This window comes from Sorangium sp. So ce296, from assembly GCF_051529605.1.
GTDB classification, from domain to species: Bacteria; Myxococcota_A; Polyangia; order Polyangiales; family Polyangiaceae; genus Sorangium; species Sorangium cellulosum_D.
On the sequence record NZ_CP150325.1, the window covers coordinates 11,051,627 to 11,070,190 of the forward strand.

12 protein-coding genes are annotated in these 18,564 nt (G+C 72.0%); 6 read left to right on the forward strand and 6 right to left on the reverse strand.

The window, feature by feature from the left end; all coding sequences use genetic code 11:
- Nucleotides 1-46: 46 nt before the first annotated feature.
- On the reverse strand, nt 47-1,309 hold the full coding sequence (locus tag WME98_RS41015) for a hypothetical protein (RefSeq protein WP_437947103.1): 1,263 nt from the start codon (nt 1,307-1,309) through the stop codon (nt 47-49).
- Nucleotides 1,310-1,777: 468 nt separating this feature from the next.
- Between WME98_RS41015 and WME98_RS41020 the strand changes: the two genes are divergently transcribed.
- The 3 genes from WME98_RS41020 (at nt 1,778) to WME98_RS41030 (ending at nt 6,092) form a co-directional block, all read left to right on the forward strand.
- Nucleotides 1,778-3,250, forward strand: a complete 1,473-nt coding sequence (locus WME98_RS41020) for an RNA polymerase sigma factor (RefSeq protein WP_437947104.1) — start codon at nt 1,778-1,780, stop codon at nt 3,248-3,250.
- Between the two features lie 548 nt (nt 3,251-3,798).
- On the forward strand, nt 3,799-4,371 hold the full coding sequence (locus tag WME98_RS41025; protein ID WP_437947105.1) for an RNA polymerase sigma factor: 573 nt from the start codon (nt 3,799-3,801) through the stop codon (nt 4,369-4,371).
- Between the two features lie 464 nt (nt 4,372-4,835).
- Entirely contained in the window at nt 4,836-6,092 is a 1,257-nt protein-coding gene (locus tag WME98_RS41030) for a cytochrome P450 (protein ID WP_437947106.1), read from the forward strand.
- Between the two features lie 13 nt (nt 6,093-6,105).
- Here WME98_RS41030 and WME98_RS41035 read toward each other — a convergent pair whose 3' ends face one another.
- The gene (locus WME98_RS41035) at nt 6,106-10,767 is read right to left on the reverse strand and encodes an AAA family ATPase (protein WP_437947107.1); all 4,662 of its coding nucleotides are present in this window, start codon (nt 10,765-10,767) and stop codon (nt 6,106-6,108) included.
- 802 nt (nt 10,768-11,569) lie between these two features.
- On the opposite strand from WME98_RS41035, the gene WME98_RS41040 reads away from it, so the two are divergent.
- Both WME98_RS41040 and WME98_RS41045 read left to right on the forward strand, forming a co-directional pair.
- Nucleotides 11,570-13,321, forward strand: coding sequence for a PAS domain-containing sensor histidine kinase (locus tag WME98_RS41040; protein WP_437947108.1), 1,752 nt, complete (start codon nt 11,570-11,572; stop codon nt 13,319-13,321).
- A complete protein-coding gene (locus tag WME98_RS41045; protein WP_437947109.1) occupies nt 13,305-13,682 on the forward strand; it encodes a response regulator in 378 nt (125 codons plus the stop codon). Before WME98_RS41040 ends, WME98_RS41045 begins: the two co-directional genes overlap by 17 nt.
- A gap of 83 nt (nt 13,683-13,765) precedes the next feature.
- Here the strand turns inward: WME98_RS41045 and WME98_RS41050 are convergent, their stop codons facing one another.
- The 4 genes from WME98_RS41050 to WME98_RS41065 all read right to left on the reverse strand — a co-directional run bounded on the left by WME98_RS41050 (nt 13,766) and on the right by WME98_RS41065 (nt 16,830).
- Nucleotides 13,766-14,575, reverse strand: coding sequence for a class I SAM-dependent methyltransferase (locus WME98_RS41050; protein ID WP_437947110.1), 810 nt, complete (start codon nt 14,573-14,575; stop codon nt 13,766-13,768).
- A 168-nt stretch (nt 14,576-14,743) separates the two neighbouring features.
- Nucleotides 14,744-15,067: a hypothetical protein gene (locus WME98_RS41055; protein WP_437947111.1), complete on the reverse strand. Its 324-nt coding sequence runs from the start codon at nt 15,065-15,067 to the stop codon at nt 14,744-14,746.
- Nucleotides 15,068-15,523: 456 nt separating this feature from the next.
- On the reverse strand, nt 15,524-16,210 hold the full coding sequence (locus tag WME98_RS41060; RefSeq protein ID WP_437947112.1) for a uracil-DNA glycosylase family protein: 687 nt from the start codon (nt 16,208-16,210) through the stop codon (nt 15,524-15,526).
- Nucleotides 16,207-16,830 carry a rhomboid family intramembrane serine protease gene (locus tag WME98_RS41065; protein WP_437337990.1) on the reverse strand — a complete coding sequence of 208 codons (624 nt, stop codon included), beginning with the start codon at nt 16,828-16,830 and terminating at the stop codon, nt 16,207-16,209. The genes WME98_RS41060 and WME98_RS41065 overlap by 4 nt, the downstream gene beginning before the upstream one ends.
- Before the next feature lie 174 nt (nt 16,831-17,004).
- Here WME98_RS41065 and WME98_RS41070 point away from each other — a divergent pair, with 174 nt between their 5' ends.
- Nucleotides 17,005-18,504, forward strand: a complete 1,500-nt coding sequence (locus WME98_RS41070) for a M14 family metallopeptidase (protein WP_437947113.1) — start codon at nt 17,005-17,007, stop codon at nt 18,502-18,504.
- Nucleotides 18,505-18,564 lie beyond the last annotated feature (60 nt).

The window sequence follows — 18,564 nt, forward strand, 5'->3', positions numbered from 1 at the left end:
GAGGTGTCCGCGTGGACGCGGCCGTGAGAGCCCAGGTCCACCTGCCTCAGGCAGGTACCGGATCAGGGATCGGCTCAGGGCGGCAGCAGAGCGTCGCTGCGCCGAGCAACGCGACGCCGCCGGTCGGCTCGCCGCCCGTCGGCGCGCAGGTGCCCGGCTCTAGGCGGACGACGCTCGCGGATTTGCTCTTGAGCGCCGTCCCTGGGGAGATAGCGCCGCAGAAGGGGGCCGCGGAGCTCACCACCACGCCGACGGCGAGCTCCGAGCACGCCCCATCGCTGAACGCCGACGCCAGGACGCTGCAGGTGCCCCCGGTAGGTTCGGCGCAGCCGCACGGGGCGCAGCCGCGCGTGTCCTCGGCGCCCGCGTAGAAGACGTGCCGGTCCGGGTAGGTCGCCGGGCAGTCCCGCTCTCCTTCGCGGTGGATGCACGTCAGGAACCCCTCGGGCGGCGCGGCATCGCCGGCCGGCGGCGCCGGGGTGCAGGTCATCCCGGGATCGGCGCACGGCGCGAACGCGGTGCCGGTACACGCCCGGGCGAAGATCGCGAAGCTCCCGGCGCCTTCAGGCTCCTCCGGCTCCTCGGGTTCCTCCGCGATCCTGGGCGCGCAGCTCCCCGGGAGGACGCGGGGGGTCGGGATCTGGAGCGACTGCGCACACAGGGCGCCGTCGCACATCTGTCCGGCGTCGATCGCGCCGGCCGAGGTGCAGGACCCGTCCCAACCTCCGGGAGCAGCGAACGGCGTCTCGGCGGCGCCGGGGACGCCGCAGGGAAAGCTGGCGTAGGTGCTCCACGCCGCCGGTAGCTCGCACGACGCGTCCGGCGGGTCGCACAGGCAGGCCGGGCACGGGCGCGATGCCCCCGCCGTGAAGTCCGCGCGGCCTTCGAAGGCGACGATGGGCGCGGCGGCGGGGCAGTCCGGTGCTCGGTCCTGCGGGCCGATCCAGAGCAGCGCCGGCTCGGACCAGCCGAACGGCTCCCTCGGCACGCATTGTCCCGGACAGGCCGCCGGCGTGCCGGGGTCGAGCTCGGGGACCGTCGCGCTGTCGAAATCGGCGCCGGCATCCCCGTCCGCGCAGGCGTCGCCTGCGTCAGGACCGGCGTCGCCGCACGCGTCGGCGCCATCGCCGCCATCCACGGGCTCCTCCGTCACAAGGCATGGATGGTCGTAGAACCCAGGCACGGGATCCCAGGGGCAAAGCCAGTCCTCGCCCGTTGAGCAGCCACCAGCCCAGGTCCCCAGCACGACGGCCGTGGCGCCCGACCCCATCACCATCCCGCCCGTCACCCGTCGAGCCCATCGCCTCATCGTCTCACCTCAGTCATTCCGCGGCGCAGCCGTCGCGCGCGCAGCGCTATGGCGCCAGCGCCTCGGCAGGAAACCACATCAAGAAGGACGCGAGAAGCCCCCTCAGGCTCATGCAGGCTCGCGGGGTCATGGTGGCTCGCAGGGTTACGTTCCGAGAATCATCGTTTCTTTCTCGCGATCTCCTGCGCAAGAAAATCGTGTGCCGCCCGCTTCAGCCGAGTGAACCCCGGTCACAAGCAGACCCATCGCACCGAGAGCCCGTGGCAGCCGCATGGACGCCCGGTCCCCGACGCGCCTGGTTGATTTCGCAACGGAACACGGAGACGCCACGTAAGCGGCAGGCGGGCGTCGGCGAGCGAGGCGGCTGCAAGCGCAGCCGGCGGACCGCACGGCCCCCGGTCCTGTTCTTTTTTCTGCCCCGCGTACGATTTCGCCACAATCCGGCCCGCCTCGCGGGAAGAAGCGGCGATGACGGAGCCTCAACCCCCCCGGCCTCCGCTGGCCCCCGCCCATGACGCCGACCCCGGACCGGCAGCCGACGCCGACCCCGGACCGGCAGCCGACGCCGACGCCGGACCGGCAGCCGACGCCGGCGCCGGAGCGGCGCCCGAGCCGCCCCCGCGGCCGTCCTTCGAGGAGGTCTATACGGGCCTGCTCCGGTACGTCCTCCGGGTGCTCTGGCGGATGGGGGTCCCGGCGAGGCACCTGCGCGATGTGGCCCAGGAGGTGTTTCTCGTCGTCCACCGCCGCTTCGGGGACTACGACCCTCGCTTCTCCATGAAGGCGTGGGTGGCGAGCATCGCGTCGCACCTCGCCCTGCGGCACCAGCGGCTCTCCCGGAACCGGCGGGAGCTGCTCGCGCGCTCGGAGGCCGAGCGCATCGACGTCGCGGACCCGAGCGACGACGCGGAGCAGCGGTTCGCGCAGGCCGAGACGCAGCGGATCGTCCGGGCGCTCGTCCAGCGCATCGAGGGCGACCGGCGCGTCGTGTTCCTCCTGTACGAGCTCGAGGGGATCGAGATGCGGGAGATCGCCGCAGCGCTCGAGATCCCGGAGAACACCGCGTGGGACCGGCTGCGGCGGGCCCGCAAGGAGTTCGCGGCCGCGGTCATGCGGCTCGGCGCGAGGGAGCGCGACGCGCTCGGCGTGCACGCGCGCTCCGCCCTGGCGCCGCTCGCCCTGGCCCACGGGCCGCTGCTGATCGAGCTGGGGGACGCCCGGCTCGGCCTGCCGGAAGGCCTCGGCGAGCTGCTCTGGACGCGGCTTCAGGCGCGGCTCGCCCTCCCGGAGGGCGACGGGGGCGCGCCGGCCGGCCAGGCTGCGCGCGCCTTCCCGCCCGGCGACGCCGCGGCGGAGGCCGTCCTGGGGTGGGAAGCGCGCCGCGCCCCGGCGAGCCTCGCGCGGGCAGGCATCCGGGTCACGCGGGCGAAGCTCGCCGCAGCAGGCGCGGCGCTGTTCCTGGGCGGGGCCGGCACCGGCGCCGGCGCGCTCTACGCGGCCCTGCCGCGCCCCGCCCCGCCGGAGAGCGCCCTCGTCCGCGGCGACGTGCTCGCGGCGGTCCCGGCCAGCGCGGGCGCGACGGCCGCGCTCGCCGACGTCCCTGCGGCGTTTTCCTCGGCGGCGCCCGCGCAGGCGCCGCCCGCCGCGACCGGCGCGAAGGCGGCCGTCCCGCCGATGGACACCGACTTGACCCTGATCCAGCGCGCGATCGCCGCGCTCGGAGCGGGAAGGGCGACCGAGGCGCTCGAGGCGCTCGACCGCCACGCGCGGAGCTACCCGCGCAGCCCGCGAGCCCAGCAACGCGAGACCCTGGCGATCCAGGCGCTGGACCAGACCGGCCGGCGCGCCGAGGCCGCGGCGCGCGCCGCCCGGTTCCGCGCGGCGTTCCCCGGCAGCGCCTACCTGCCCGCCATCGAGGGCGCGTTGAACGGCGCACCGTGAAGACGAGCCCACGCCCCCACGCCCGCTCGCGTCCTCGATCGGAACAGAGAGCCGTCAAGGCACCGTGAGCACCAGGAGATCTGCTTCTCCGGCGGGCGTCCATGGGTAGTGGTCGAATTTGAACATGAAGGCGGGAAGGCGGGGAGAAAACATCAATGATCTTCCCGCCTTCCCGCCTTCATGTGGACTCTCCCTGGGCAAAGTTGACCACGACCCGTCCATGGCGCCCTGAGGCCTCTCAACCCGCTCGCTGTCTCCCTCTGGCCCCTTCCGCCGAGATCGCGCTCGATCTGTCACCGCGCCGGCGCGAGCGCCGCGTCGGCGCCACGTGCGTGAAAACGAGCGTGCCTGATCGATTTTGCAGCGAAGCGCGAGATCGTCGGGGAACTCGCGCGCATGGACGCGTCCTTCGACGAGCAGCGATGGATCACCCTGGAACGCAACAGCGGCGTACTGCGGCGTGCCGCCGGAATACCCACGCTCCATCGCGAACGCTCACCCCGCTGCCTGCCGGCGGCCGGCCGAGGCGCGGCGCGCCGGATCTCCCGATGAGCCGTCGCGAGCGCGGTGCGCCGCCCGCTCCGGCGCGCTCGACGCCGCGCCGTCCCGCGGTCTCGCCGTCCATCGGCGCCCTCGTCGCGGAGCGGCGCCTGATCGCGGCCGTGCTCGCCGCTTGCGGCGTCCACGCGCGCGATCGCGAGGATGTGCTCCAGGACGTGCTCATGGCCGCCTGGAGAGCCGTCCAGGAGGGCAGATACCGCCCTGATCCGCGGGCCGATCCGCGCCGCGCGCTCCAGGGCTGGCTGCGCGGCATCACATGGCGGCAGGCGGGCCATCACCTGGGGCGCGCCCGCGTCCGCCGGGAGGTCCCGGTCGACGACCCGCGCGCGCTGGTCGGCGAAGGCTGCGTCGACCTGGAGGGGAGGCTCCTGGCCCGCGCCGCGCTCCGCGCGCTCGTCGAGCTGCCTGCGCAGGACGGCGAGCTCCTCCTCGCCGCGGCAGGTCCCCAGACCATCACCGCCTGCGCCAGGGCGCACCGCCTGAACCCGGCCACCACCGCCCGCAGGCTGCAGGCCGCCCGAAAGGCGCTCGCCGATCGGATCGCGCGGCGTAGCTGGTAATCCAGGCGCCGCCGCCGCTCCGGAACGCTTCGTCGGCCGTGACGAGCGAGGCAGCTCCTCTCTGGCGACACGACGAAGCACGGAGTCGGCCACCGGCCGCTCTCTCTCCGCCAGACATGCGCTCGGAGCGTCCTTCATCATCGTCCGATGCCCGCGACAAGCCTCCTCGGCGCTGAGCCGGAATTCCTCGATCGCGGCGTCGTCGATCCCGAAGCTGGCGGCGGGGTCGCGCGGCCGGCGAGCTCCGGCGGTCGGATTGACGGGGCGGGCGATCTCGCGGAGGATCCCGCCCCGCGATCGAGCCCGGAACGATCCACATCGACGGGGGACGATCGGCGATCGCCAGCGATTCAGCGCCCACGTCACCCGCATCGAACAGCGGAAGCCGTACAACCGAAGGGACGCGCCCCATGACCACTTTGCCCAAAGGCCCCAGCAACAACATCCTGGTGAACATTCAGGGGATGCTCGACCCGATCGGCTACACGCTGCGCATGCGGGAGCGCTACGGCGATCCGATGTCGTGCCCGAAGATGAACGGCAAACCGGTGCTGGCCACCGGCAGCGTGGAGGGGCTGCGCTCCGTGTTCGCGGTGCCGCCGGAAAACCTCGACCAGATGCTGGGCGAGAGCTTCACCGCGGCGGTGGGAGAGTCGTCGCTGTTCTCGCTCTCGGGCGCGCGGCACGCGGCCATGCGCAAGCTGCTCATGCCGCCGTTTCACGGACAGCGCATGCGCCTGTATGGGAAGCAGATATGCGACCTGACCCTGCAGTGCTCCCGGGACTTCAAGCCGGGCCTGCAGCTTGTGGCGCAGGACCTGATGCACAAGCTCTCGCTGCAGACGATCATCCACCTCGTGTTCGGGGTCACCACACCGGCGGAAGCGGCGCGCCTCGAGGAGCTGCTCGAGGAGCTGCGCAAGAGCTTCTCCTTCGGCCTGACCATCACCCTCATCATTCCCTGGCTGCGCCGGGAGTTCCGGGGCTTCGGCCCGTGGGCGCGCAGGCAGCGCGCGACCCGCGACCTGCGCAGCTTCCTCGATCCGGAGATCGCCCGCCGCCGCGCCGAGCCCGCCGAGCGCACCGACATCCTGAGCCTGCTCCTGGAAGCCCGCCAGGAAGACGGGACGGCGCTCGACGATCAGCAGATCTTCGAGCAGCTGCACACGCTGCTCTTCGCGGGGCACAGCACGACCGCGGCCGCGCTCTCCTGGGTGCTCTATTTTCTCGGACACGCGCCCGCCGCGCTGCGCCGGCTGCAGGACGAGCTGACGGCGCTGGGCGCGGATCCGGAGCCCGAGGCGCTGGCCAAGGCGCCGTATCTGGAGGCGGTGTGCAACGAGACGCTGCGCCTGCGCCCGCCCAGCCCGGGGGTGGGACGCAAGCTGAACGCGCCGATGCAGATCGCGGGCTACGAGCTGCCGGCCGGAGCAGGCGTGTTCGCGCAGATCATCTGGGCCCACCACAATCCCGCGGTATTTCCGGAGCCGGAGGTGTTTCGTCCCGAGCGATTCCTGGAGCGGACCTATTCCCCCTTCGAATTTCTGCCGTTCGGCGGCGGCAATCGGCGCTGCATCGGGGCCGCCTTTGCGCTGTACGAGATGAAGCTGATCCTGGGCACGCTGCTGCGGCGCTACAGCTTCGAGCTCGTGTCCAAGAAGCCGGTGCGGGTGGGGCTGCAGGGGCTGCCCGGCTCTCCGGTGCGCGTGATCGTCCGTTGACCCGCTCGGCGTCCTAGGCGACGGCCGGCCCCGGCGCGGGCGAGCCGTTCATCTTGTCGCGGATCATGCACCGGAGGAGGGCTTGCCGCAGGTTCGCGTGCGTCGCCACCGAGGCGAGGTCCAGCCCGATCGACACGATGGTCTGCGCCACCTCGGGCCGGATCCCGACGATGATCCCCTCCGAGCCGAGCAGCTTCGCCGCGCGCACCACGCGGATCAGGTGATCGGCCGTGGCGCTGTCCACCGACTGGAGCGCCGTCACGTCCACGATCACGTGCCGGGATTGCTTGCGGACGATCGCGTCGAGCAAGGCCTCCATCATGTGAGCGGCGGTGCGAGCGTCGATGTCGCCCAGGACTGGCATCGTCAGCACGCCGTCCCACACCTCGATGATCGGGGTCGACAGGCTGCTGATGGCCTGCTGCTGCCGCTCGATGATCGCGAGCTTCTCGCTCAGGGTCGCCGCGGAGGCCTCGCGCTCCTCCAGCAACCGGCGCAGCCGCTCCTGGCTCTCGCGCAGCGTGCCCTCCGTCTGGCGGCGCTCGGCGTTCTCCAGCCGGAGCGCGTTGTAGAGCGCAGCGTTCTCCATCGAGATCGCCGCCTGCGCCGTGATGAGCTGGAGGAGCCCGAGCCGCCGCGCGCTGAACGCGCCCAGCGTGAGGTTGTTCTCCAGGTAGAGGACCCCCACGAGCGCCGACTGCCGGAGGACGGGCGCGCACAGCACGCTCCGCGGCCGCACCCGCGCGACGTACGGATCTCCGGAGAACAGCGACTGTGCGGCCGGATCGTCGAGGATGATCTGCTCGTGCGTCCGCTGGACATACTGGATCATCGACTCCGGCAGGCGCCCGGCGTCGAGCGCGACGCGCGGCGAGCGCACCGCGACGTCGACGCCCTCCTCGCCGACCTCGGCCGACGCCGCGATCAGCAGCGCATCCCCGCTCGCCGCCAGGAAATGGCAGCGTTCGGCGCCCGCGTGCTCGACCACGATCCGGAGCAGCGTCGACAGCAGGCTGTCCTGGTCAATCTCGGACGAGATGGCCTGACACGTCTTGACGGCCGTGAGCACGTCCATCTGGTCGAGCTGCGCGCCGGACGCCGCGCTGGCGCGGGCGGGATCGGCCGAGAGCAGCCGCGAATAGCGCTGCTCCAGCTGGCGGACCTTCCCGTCGGCGCCCCAGCGCGCGTAGCAGGCCCGCGCGTCGCGGAGCAGCGCTCCGGCCATGGAGCCGAGGCCCCGGGCGAGGCAGAAGCGGCCCGCGAGCTCCTTGGAGAGCGCCTCGATCTGCGCGAGCCCGTGCTCGCGCGCGGACTCGGCCGCTTCGTCGTACAGCCGGAGGGCGTCGTCGGCCCTCCGCTCCACCCGCGCGATCTCGGCCCCGGCGAGGAGCTTCATGGCGCGGTAGTTCGCGGGGCAGTTCTCCGCCCAGACCGCGAGCAGCCCCTCGTTCGCCGCGATCTCGGCCCTGTACTCGCGCTGCTTCTGCTCGTCCACGTCGTCGAAATGGCCGAGCAGGGCGAGCGTGATGTAGAGCGTGCACTCGGCGAGGAGGGCCTGGCAGCCCATGCTCCAGAGGAACGGCTTGAACCGCTCCGAAAGCCGCACGGCCTCCTCCACCTCCCCGGCGAGGAGCCGCACCTGGATCTTGCGGCCGTGATAGAAGTAGAAGGCCATGAGCGAGCTCGGGGGATTGGCCTGCTCGAACGCCTCCTCCTCGAACCCGCCGCCGTTCATCGTCGAGAGGCTCGCCGTGAGGCCGCGCAGGCACTGGATCGCCCGCTGCATGCCGACGATGATGGGCGCGGTCATGCTGCGCTCCACGCCGCCGGTGATGTCGAGCAGCCGCTCGCTCTCCCGGTACACCTCGTCGAGCCGGCGCCCCGAGGAGATCATCAGCGACAGCCCTTGCACGCTGTTCACCGTGATGAACGTGACGTTCCCCGAGCGGCGCCCCGCCGAGAGCCCCTCTTCCAGGTACTGCACGCAGCGGCCGAAGGGCTCGAACCACACGGCCGCGTAGGAGCCGAGCGCGGCGCTGATCATGCTCTGCCAATAAGGCGTCCCCGTGCGGTGGGCGAGCTCGTGGCCCATCTTCGCGAACTCGTAGCCACGGCGGTAGTCGCCGAACCTCGGCATGAGGACCATGGCGGCCGTCGCGTAGCTCATCGCCGAAGGGCCGGCGTTGCCGTGGAGGACGCTGAGGTAGATCGTCCTCGCCATCATCCAGTGCGCCAGCGTCTGGTCGTAGTACCAGGCCGGGACGTAGGTGACGCTGAGCACCGTCACCGCGCCCAGGATCTCGGGATCGGTCATCGGCGGCAGATCCGCGAGGGACGCGATGGGCCGGTCGCCGATCGCCGCCCAGATCCGCTCGAACTCCGCCTCGACGTCGGCGTCCGAGGCGCTCGTCGGCATGTCCATGCCGAGCATGCGCATGCAGTCGACGCACGCGTGGATCGCCTCGCCGATCGCGAGCTCGGCCGTGCTCCGCTCGATGAGGAGCCTGTAGGCGAGCTGCTTGTCGAGCCGGGTCCGGCCGTGCTCCAGGAGGAGCGCGCAGAGGCGGCGCGTCTCCGCGCCGTTGCCGGAGAGGTGCTCGCACTCGGCGAGCTCGCCGTGGAGCGCCAGCATGAGCTCGTGATCGCTGCGCCAGCTCGCCTCGTCGAGCAGCGCCGCGCCGGCCGTGAGGTACCCGGCCGCGACGCCGTACGCCGAGGATGCCTTGGCCCTCCTGCCGGCCGCGAGGTTGAGCTCGGCCACGGCGCTGCGCTCCTCCGGGTCGGAGATGTGGGCGGCGCCGAGGTTGTACTGGTTGGCGATCGCGAAGAGCTCGTCGCCGAGCTCCGCGGAACGCGCCTTGAGCGCGCGCGCGATCCGCAGGTGCACGTCGGCCCGCTCGGCCTCCGGCGTGAGGAGATAGGCGGCCTGCTGGACGCGATCGTGGAGGAACGCGTACCCGCCGCCGGAGCGCAGGAGGAGCCCGCTCTGGACCGCGGGCGCGAGGCGCTCGTGGAGCTCGGCCTGCGGCGCCTCGCAGACGGCGGCGAGGGTGTCCATCTCGAACTCCCCGCCGATGCAGGCGGCCAGGCGCAGCGGGAGCATCGCCGTCTCCGGCAGCCGCCGGAGCTCGTGGAGCACCATCTCGACGACATCGTCGGTCAGGCGCGCGGCCTCGATCTTCGCGAGATCCCAGCGCCAGACGAGCTGCTCCGGGTCGAAGACGACCAGCCCGTCCTGATCGAGCATCTTGAGGAACTGGGTCGCGAAGAACGGGTTGCCGTGGGTTTTGTCGTGGATCAACCCGGCGAGCGGCCGGGCCTCCTCGGCGCCGCACCGGAGCGCGTCGGCGACGAGCTCCGCGACGTCTTCCCGGGACAGCGGCTCGAGCGTGACGCGCTCGGTGCGGACGCCGGCCTTCTGGATCTCGTCGATGGCCGCGCTCAGGGGGTGGCCGGCCCCGACCTCGTTGTCGCGGTAGGCGCCGATGAACAGGAGGTGGCGGATCTCGCCGCGCGACAGGAGGCTGACGAGGAACGAGAGGCTGGCGGCGTCCGCCCACTGGAGGTCGTCGAGGAAGAGCACGACCGGGTGCTCCGCGCTCGCGATCGCCCCGAAGAGCGCCCGGAAGACCCGCTCGAACCGGCCCTTCGCCTCGCTGCCCGGCAGCGGCTCCACCGGCGGTTGTGGGCCGATGACCCGCTCCAGGCGAGGGACGATGTCGAGGATGATCTGCCCGTCGTCGCCCACGGCGTGGAGGAGCTGCCGCCGCCACTCGGCGAGCCGCGGCTTGCTCTCCATGAGCATCCGCTGCACGAACCGATCGAGCGCCTGGACGATCCCCGCGTAGGGGACCCCGCGCTCGTACTGATCGGCCTTGCCCGAGACGAGGAGGCCGTGCCGGCGGACCACCGGGCGATGGAGCTCGTCCACCAGGGCGGACTTGCCGATGCCGGGGTTCCCGACGACGAGCACGAGCTCCGGCGCGCCCGCCGCGCAGCAGACGCGATCGAACGCCGCGGAGAGCGAGGCGATCTCGGCGTGGCGGCCATAGAGCTTGTGGGGAATGCGGAGCTGCTCGGGGACGTCGCCCGCGCCGAGGGGGAACGAGGAGAGCTCCTGTCCGGACTCGAGCGCTCGCAGGCAGCGCGCGAGGTCCCGCCCCAGCGCGGCCGCCGTCTGGTACCGGTCCTCGGGCATCTTGGCCAGCAGCTTCATCACGATGTCGCGGATGGGCGCGGGCAGGCGCGGCGCGTGCTCCGATATCGGGCGCGGACGTCGAGCGATGTGGCAGTGCACCCACTCGATGACACCCTCGGCCTGGAACGGCAGAGCTCCGGTGAGCAGCTCGTAGAACACGACGCCCAGCGAGTAGAGATCGGTCCGATGGTCTGCCGCCCGGCTGGTGCGGCCCGTCCGCTCGGGCGCCATGTAAGGCAGCGCCTCCGGCGCGACCGCGTGCCGGCCGCTCTGCTGCCCCGCGACGCCCTCCTCCGCGGCCGGGCCGACGAGCTGTGCCGTGCCGCTGCCCTCGTCCACGAGCAGGGTGCCTGGCCGGACATCCCCGTGGGGCTCGGCGCGATGAGCCGACGAGAGCGCGGCCGACGCGGCGATCGCGATCCTGACGAACCGCGCAGGATCCATGGGCGAGCCGATGAGTTGCTTGAGCGGTACCATGGTGGACTCCTCGAACAGGCGTCTGGGCTGGCCGTCACCCGGCAGGCTCCAGGTACGGTCGCGGCGCAACCCTCATCGCGATGGTGCAAAGGCAGATCGAGACGGAGGACCGCGCTGCGACAGGCGCCATGGGCCGCCCCGCAGACAACGAACACCTCGCCGCCGCCCCGTTCCGAAGCGCTGCCCCGCGGAAAGCGAGGAAGGGCCGTCAGAGATCCCTTCCCGAAGATGCCTTGGTCGAGGAACAATTTCAACCGGTTCCGCGCCCGATCGCGAGCAGCGCCTCGCGGTCGAGGGCGCGCTTGATGAGCCTGCCGGAGCGCTGCGCAGTTGCCCAGCGCATCAACGCGAGGGCGTCCTCGCCGCTCTCCGAAGGGCGCCTGGGCGGCGAGCCAGGGTAGGGCGAGCCAGGGTAGGGCGAGCCAGGGTAGGGCTCGATCGCCGGCCGGCTCGTCGCGCTGCGTCCTCAGGAGCGGCGCCGTCGCGCCCACCTTGACAACCTGATGGCCCTTCGCACGATTCGTCATCGTGGGGGCTCATGCGTACCGGGACCGACGATCACACAGAGCGAGGCGCGCTCGCTGTCGACCATGCCCACCGCCCGGGGCTGGGCGAGCCCGCGCCCTCGGAGCGCGCTGAGCGCGCAGGCGTCGGGCCGCATGAGGCCGCCTCCGGCTGCCCGCCGGAGCAGCGCGCGGACGACCTCGGGACGAACACCTCTTCGCCGGCGAGCGGCCGAAGGAGCCGATCGAGCACGGTCGCGATCGACATTCCGACGGACATCGCTCGCAAGTGGCAGGAGATGACCGATCTCCTCGCGGAGATCCTGCGCGTCCCGGCCGCCCTGATCATGAGGGTCGAGCCGCCCGAGATCGTCGTCTGCGTCTCCAGCGAGTCGAAGGGGAACCCTTATGAGCCCAACGAACGCGCGCGCCTCGACACCGGGCTCTACTGCGAGACCGTGATGAAGACCCGATCGCCGCTGCTGGTCCCTGACGCCTTGAAGGACGAGCAGTGGGAGTCGAATCCGGATGCCAAGCTCGGGATGATATCCTATCTCGGTTTCCCGATCGCCTGGCCCACGGGGGACATCTTCGGAACCATCTGCGTGCTGGATGACCGCGCGAACCAGTACAGCAAGACCTATCAGACGCTCGTGGCGCAGTGTCGCGATGTGATCGAGGTGGACCTGAAATCCATCTTCGCCTTCGAGGCTCGCCTGACCGAAGAAGCCCGGGCAAAAGAGCGGCTGGAACAGCAGGTCGCCGAGCGCACCGCCGAGCTCAGCCACGCCAACGCCCAGCTCAGGCGCAAGATCGCGGAGCACGAGCAGACGGAGGCGGCGCTGCGGAAGGTCGCGGAGGAGCGCAGGCGCGCGGAGGAGGCGTTGCGCGCGAGCCAGGAGCTCCTGCGCGCCATCATGGACAGCTCGACGGCCATCGTCTCCGTCAAGGACATCGAGGGGCGCTACATCCTCGTCAACCGCCGCTTCGAGGAGCTGTTCGGCATCACGCGCGAGGCCATCGTGGGCAAGAGCGACCGTGACGTGTTCTCCCGGGAGCACGCCGAGGCGCTTCGCGCCTTCGACCAGCGGGCGATCCTCGCTGGGACGGCGCTGGAAGACGAGGAGGTGATGCCTCAGGACGATGGCGTGCACACCTATCTCGCCATCAAGTTCCCTCTGCGCGACGCTGCCGGCGTCCCGTACGCGGTGGGCGGCATCTCCACGGACATCACGGAGCGGAAGAAGATCGAGGCGGAGCGCGCCCTGCTCCTGGAGGAAGAGCAGAGGGCCCGGGCCGCCGCCGAGGCAGCGGTGCGGATGCGCGACGATTTCGTGTCGATCGCCTCTCATGAGCTCTATACCCCCATCGCGGGCCTGAAGCTCGCCGTGCAAGGCTTGATGCGCGAGGCGACGGCGCTCCCCGCCGGCGCGCAGAGGCTGGCCGGGATGGCCGATCGGCAGTGCCGGCGGCTCGTCAGGCTCATCGAAGATCTGCTCAACGTGGCCCGGATCCAGGCAGGCAAGCTCGAGCTGAAGCTGGAAGACGTCGATCTCCGGGCGCTTTCGCGAGAGGTCGTGGAGGACTTCGACGTGGAGCTGAAGCAATCCGGAAGTACGGTGACATGGCGGGCCGACGCTCCCGTGGTCGGCTCGTGGGACAGGGCCCGTCTGGAGCAGGTGGTGACGAACCTGGTGCTGAACGCCATCAAGTATGGGAGGGGCAAGCCGATCGAGATCAGCGTCGCGGCCGACGGCGAGATGGCCAAGCTCGTCGTCGCCGATCGCGGTATCGGGATCGACGCGAGCTGCGTGCCGTACATCTTCGAACGCTTCGAGCGAGGCGTCTCGGCGCAGCACTACGGCGGTCTCGGCCTCGGCCTGTACATCAGCCGCCGGATCGTGGACGCCCATGGTGGCTCGATTCGCGTAGAGAGCGAGCTCGGCGCGGGGGCGGCCTTCATCGTGGACCTCCCCCTGCGCCCGCGCCGCCACGCGCTGCCGACCGAGGTGTCCCCGCCGGCCGGAGGTCCCGATGAGCCCGCAGGATGATCCTCGCGATGGTGTCTTGCTCGTCGACGACGACAGCGGGTTTCGCTCTGTCGTGAAGGAGCTCTTGCAGGCGTTCGGCTACGAGGTCGTCTGCGCGGAGAATGGCTCGGTGGCGCTGGATCTGCTCCGCCGCGGCCTCCGCCCGAGCATCATCCTGCTCGACCTCATGATGCCGGAGATCAATGGCTGGGAGTTTCTCGCGCTCAAGCGACAGGAGCCCGCGCTGGCGAACATCCCGGTGGCGATCCTGTCGGGCGTCGACGCGCTGGAAGCCAAAGCGGCCACCCTGGACGCGTGCGCGCTGCTCAAGAAGCCGCTCGAGCTCGACACCCTTCTCGCCGTGGTCGCGCGGACACAGTGAGCCCGTGTCGGGGAGCGCGCCTTTGCGCCTCTGCGTCGAGCTCGCGCTCTCCGGATCCCTGACCGGACTCCTGGTGGGTGGAGCTAGCGCGTTCCGGCGCCCAGGTTGGCGACCATCCCGAGGCGCTGAGGACCCTCGCCGAACCGCGCCTGCAGCCGGGCGAGGATCGCCTCGCCGAGCTCGTCCCAGCGCGCCTCGCCGAGCTTGTCCCGCAGGAGCACCAGCGGCGCGTTGCTCCGGCGCATCGAGCCCCAGAGCTCCTCGGTCGAGGCCGCCTCCCAGGCGTGCTCGACCTCGCGCACCGAGACGTCGCGAAACCCCGCGGCCTCCATCTCGGCGCGGAACTCCGCCGGATCTCCGAGCGGCGCCTTGCCCTCGCCGAAGGGCAGCCCGGGCAGCTCGGCGCGGAGCGCCGAGAAGAGCTCGTCCATGATCGGCGACCGGTCCATCGGCGCCCAGCTCCCGACGACGGCCCGGCCACCCGGGCGCAGCACCCGGAAGAGCTCGCGGAAGCCGCGGTCGCGGTCGGGGAAGAACATCAGCCCGAACATCGAGAAGGCGGCGTCGAAGGCGCCGTCCTCGAAGGGCAGCGCCATGCCGTCGCCGACGCGGGCGTCCACCGCGAGCCCTGCGCGCGCGGCGCGGTCGCGCAGCTGCTCGACCATCGCCGGGGAGAAGTCGAGGGCGGTCACCTGCGCCTTCCTGGCGGCGAGGAGGGACAGGGTGCCTGGCCCGGCGGCCACGTCGAGCACGCGCGCGTCCGGGTCGACGCCGGCGAGCCGGAGGGCGTCGGCGGCGTATCTCTCGAAGTGGGGGACGATGTCGACGGCGTAGTCGTCGGCGACCATCTCCCAGGCGACCGGGGTGGCGAGGGGGCTCGGAGGCTGGGTCATCGGCGACGGTGCTACCACGCGCGCGCCGCGCCGATCCAGCCGGCGCTGCCCGGCGGCGCCCCACGACGCCCAGAAGAGGCGAAACGACCTACACCAGGAGAAGCTGTACGGATCGCGGCGCGGTCCTCCCCGGCGGCGCCCCTTCGAGCGGCCGCGCCGGCGCGGCCGTCACTGCGCGACCGCGCCCTCGCGGCGATTCGCCACACGCGCCAGGGCCTTCGACCCGGCCCTCGCGCCGGCGGGGCGCGCCGCCGCCTCCGGCGAGCCCGGCTCCGCGTCCGCGCCCTTCTCGCCCTTCTCCGCTTCCGCATCCGCCGAGTCTGCGCCGGCCTCGGTCGCGTCGTGCGGCGGCAGCACGGCCTTCGCGGTCGACACGAGCAGCACGCTGGTCAGCCCCACGACGCTCGCCGATCCGGCGACGAACACCGCGATATGCATCATGGTGCGCTGGAGGAGGCTGCCTTCATTCAACTTCCGGAGGATCTTCAACATGGTGCTACCTGCCTCGTTCGCGAGCGCCCGCCCGCCGCCAGCGCCTTTGCTGCCTGTCAATGCGAGCCTCGTGCCACCCGCCCTCCGGCGGATCCACCGCATGGATCACAGGGCTTCTGGTGCTGCTCTGCCAAAGTGGACACGTCGGCGACCTGTACATTGGCGCATCCTGCCAAAATGACAATCCGTTTTGCGGAGACGCCGCGACCGCGGTGTGCGCGGTCGTCGTTGCGCGTCGTTGCGCGTCGTTGCGCGTCGTCACGTACGAAATACGGCGCACGCCCGACGGAGTTGTCGCGCGTTTCGTGCTGTCGACGCGCCTCCTGAGCTGTCGGCCTGGCCGTCCTCGACAGGATGTCCGCGCTTCGTCGGGAGAGGCCTCTCCGCGCGGTTTCCGCGCATGTTCGGCGGGGGGGCCGCGCGTCTTCCGCGCGTCTTCCGCGCGTCTCCGCGCGCCTACCGCGGCTCGTCGGACGCCGCCGCGGCAGCGGGCGCGGCGCCCGCGAACGCGCGCGCGGCCTCGGGGTGCTCCGCGATGAGGCGGAGCGCGCGGCCGAGGAGCGAGATCCCCGGCTCGGTCCTGTGCCAGGTCGACGCGCCGCTCGGGTGCGGCAGGCAGATGACGTCGGCCTCGACGCCGTGAAAGCGCGCCCGGCGCGCCTCGCCGATCACGCCCGCGAGCGGACCTCGGTGGCCGAGCACCTGCTCCACCGCGAGGCTGCCCACCGGCAGGATCAGCCTCGGCTCCAGGATCCCCACCTCGCGCGCGAGGTGCGTCCGGCAGCGCAGGATCTCCTCGGGATCGGGCTTCCGGTCGCCGCCGCCCTTCGCCTTGCCGGGGAAGCAGCGCGCGACGGCCGACATGTAGACGCGCCGCCGGAGCTCGTCCTCGCGCACGCCGAGCGCCGCCTCGAACCAGCGGAACAGGGTGCGGCCCGCGGTCCACGCGAACGGGCGCCCCAGGCTGCCCTCGCGCGGGCCGGGCGCCTGGCCGATGAGCAGGATCCGGCTCGGGACGGGCGGACCGTGGACCACCGGGCCGATCATCTTCGGGCAGGCGCGGCACGCCTCGAGCTCGCGGTGCAGCGCGGCGAGCCGCTCCTCCGCGCTCAGGACGGGAAGACGGAGCGCGGGACGCCTCATCGCGTCGACATCGGGCGCCTCGCGGCGCCGGCGGCCTGCGCGCGCAGGCGGCCGCCGAGGAGGCGCGCGGCGAGGACGCCGCCGAGGAAGCCGAAGAGATGGCCCTCCCAGGAGATGCCCACCCGCGTCGGGAGCACGCCCCAGATCATCCCGCCGTAGACGAAGCCGACCACCAGCGAGAGCGCGATCGAGAGGAGGCTCCGCTCGAACCAGCCGCGGAGCAGCAGAAAGCCGAAATACCCGAAGATGACGCCGCTCGCGCCGATGTGCACCGAGCTGCTCGACCCGATGAGCCAGACCCCGAGGCCGCCCACGAGCGCCGAGAGGAGCGTCACGAGGGCGAGGTCGCTCTTCTTGCGGAGCAGGATCAGCCAGCCGAGCGCGACGAACGGCACCGTGTTCGCGATGAGGTGCGCGAACCCGCCGTGCAGCCACGGCGCGAGCGCGATCCCGACGAGGCCCGGGATCGTCCGAGGACGGATTCCCAGGGCATCGAGCGATCCGTGGAACACCGCCATGTCGAGGATCTCGATCGCCCAGAGGAGCGCGACGACGCCTCCGAGCAGCGCCGCATGCAGCTTGAGCTCACGGGTGATCGCCCTGGTTTCGCTGGTGCTCATCCTGTCCTCGCGCTGTCCTCGCCGGCCCGCCGAGAGGGGACCCACGCTTCGAGCCTAGCGCGTGCAACAGCCACGCGCGCGCTCTCTTCCCGGCTCCTCGCGTCTCTTCCCACAAGGCGCGCCCGGTGCCGATAGCTGTCCCGTCCGGCGAGCGGCGCGGTAGAGATCGGGCTCATGCTCCTCACCCGCGCTGAAGCCACCGGATTTCGCGAGACATCCCTCCACGCCGACGTAATGCGGTTCGTCCGCGCGCTGGACGCCCGCGACGACCCGCGCCTCGCCGTGACGACCTTCGGGACCAGCCCGGGCGGACGGGAGCTGCCGCTGCTCGTGCTGTCGAAGGACGGCGTGCGCTCCCCGGCCGAGGCGCGCCGCGCCGGGCGCCCGGTGGTGCTGATGCTCGACGGGATCCATCCGGGCGAGGTGGAGGGCAAGGAGGCCAGCCTCGCGCTCGTCCGCGACCTGCTCGACGGCCGGCACCCCGACTGGCTCGACACGCTCGTGCTCCTCGTCGCGCCGCTGTTCAACCCCGACGGCAACGACGCGCTCGACCCGCAGAACCGCCGCCTCGACCTGAAGAAGCTCACCGGCCAGCCAGGCCCCGTCGTCGGCACCCGGACGCAGAGCCAGGGCATCAACCTGAACCGCGACTACCTCCGCCAGGCCGCGCCCGAGATGCGCCTGCTCCAGGAGCGCGTGTGCATCCCGTGGGCGCCCGATCTCACCATCGACAACCACGCGACCAACGGCTCGGTGCACCGGTTCCACATGACGGTCGACGTGCCGCACACCGCCGAGTCGGGGCGCGCCGAGCCGATCGCGATGGTGCGCGACCGCCTGGTCCCCGAGGTGATGGCCGCGGTGCGCAAGCGCGGCTTCGAGAGCGGCTGGTACGGCAACTTCGTCGAGGACGAGCGCGCGCTCGACGCGGGCGGCGACGCGGATCCGGCGGCGCCCGTCGGGCTCGGCTGGATGACGTACCCGCACCACCCGCGGTTCGGCTCGAACTACCGCGGGCTCACGGGCCGGCTCGACCTGCTGCTCGAGTGCTACAGCTACCTCTCGTTCGAGGAGCGGGTCCAGACCGCGTCGGCGTGGCAGATCGAGACCCTCTCCTGGGCCGCCGCCCACGCCGATGCTATCCGCGAGGTCGTGGCCTCGAGCGCCCGGCCGCCGGATCGCGTCGCGGTCCGCTACCGCCTCGAGCCGACCGCGACCCCGATCGACGTCCTCACGCGCAGCCCGCGGTCGTTCGACGGCGAGCCCGTCACCGTACGGATCCCGCACCTCGCGCGGTTCGTCGGGACCACCGTGGTCGATCGGCCGCGGGCCTACCTCGTGCCGCCGGCGATCGCCGAGGCCCTGCGCCGGCACGGGCTCCGCGTCGCGCCGGCCGAGGGGGTGCACGACGTCGAGGTCGCCCGGGTGGCGTCGCTCGGCGCCGAGCACGGCCGCGCGATCCTCGAGGCGGCCCAGGTCGGCGAGGCGGCGGTCGAGTGGCGGGCGGAGGCCCGGCGCGCCCCGGAGGGGTGGTCGCGGATCGACACCGAGCAGCCGCTCGGCGCGATAGCTGTGTACCTATGCGAGCCCGAGAGCGACGACGGGGCGGCCGAGAACGGCCTCGTGGCGGCGCCCGCCGTCGGGGACGAGCACCCGGCGTGGCGGGTCCGGTGAGCCCGGAGGCTTCACATTTCTCCCGCGTTCTGCTTTTCACGGGGGCGATCGCCCCACATC

What these genes read in the sequence shown, in the direction of transcription:
- WME98_RS41015 (WP_437947103.1), bottom strand. Translation starts at nt 1,309, where the DNA reads ATGAGGCGATGGGCTCGACGGGTGACGGGCGGGATGGTGATGGGGTCG.
- WME98_RS41020 (WP_437947104.1), top strand. Translation starts at nt 1,778, where the DNA reads ATGACGGAGCCTCAACCCCCCCGGCCTCCGCTGGCCCCCGCCCATGAC.
- WME98_RS41025 (WP_437947105.1), top strand. Translation starts at nt 3,799, where the DNA reads ATGAGCCGTCGCGAGCGCGGTGCGCCGCCCGCTCCGGCGCGCTCGACG.
- WME98_RS41030 (WP_437947106.1), top strand. Translation starts at nt 4,836, where the DNA reads ATGCTCGACCCGATCGGCTACACGCTGCGCATGCGGGAGCGCTACGGC.
- WME98_RS41035 (WP_437947107.1), bottom strand. Translation starts at nt 10,767, where the DNA reads ATGGTACCGCTCAAGCAACTCATCGGCTCGCCCATGGATCCTGCGCGG.
- WME98_RS41040 (WP_437947108.1), top strand. Translation starts at nt 11,570, where the DNA reads ATGACCGATCTCCTCGCGGAGATCCTGCGCGTCCCGGCCGCCCTGATC.
- WME98_RS41045 (WP_437947109.1), top strand. Translation starts at nt 13,305, where the DNA reads ATGAGCCCGCAGGATGATCCTCGCGATGGTGTCTTGCTCGTCGACGAC.
- WME98_RS41050 (WP_437947110.1), bottom strand. Translation starts at nt 14,575, where the DNA reads ATGACCCAGCCTCCGAGCCCCCTCGCCACCCCGGTCGCCTGGGAGATG.
- WME98_RS41055 (WP_437947111.1), bottom strand. Translation starts at nt 15,067, where the DNA reads ATGTTGAAGATCCTCCGGAAGTTGAATGAAGGCAGCCTCCTCCAGCGC.
- WME98_RS41060 (WP_437947112.1), bottom strand. Translation starts at nt 16,210, where the DNA reads ATGAGGCGTCCCGCGCTCCGTCTTCCCGTCCTGAGCGCGGAGGAGCGG.
- WME98_RS41065 (WP_437337990.1), bottom strand. Translation starts at nt 16,830, where the DNA reads ATGAGCACCAGCGAAACCAGGGCGATCACCCGTGAGCTCAAGCTGCAT.
- WME98_RS41070 (WP_437947113.1), top strand. Translation starts at nt 17,005, where the DNA reads ATGCTCCTCACCCGCGCTGAAGCCACCGGATTTCGCGAGACATCCCTC.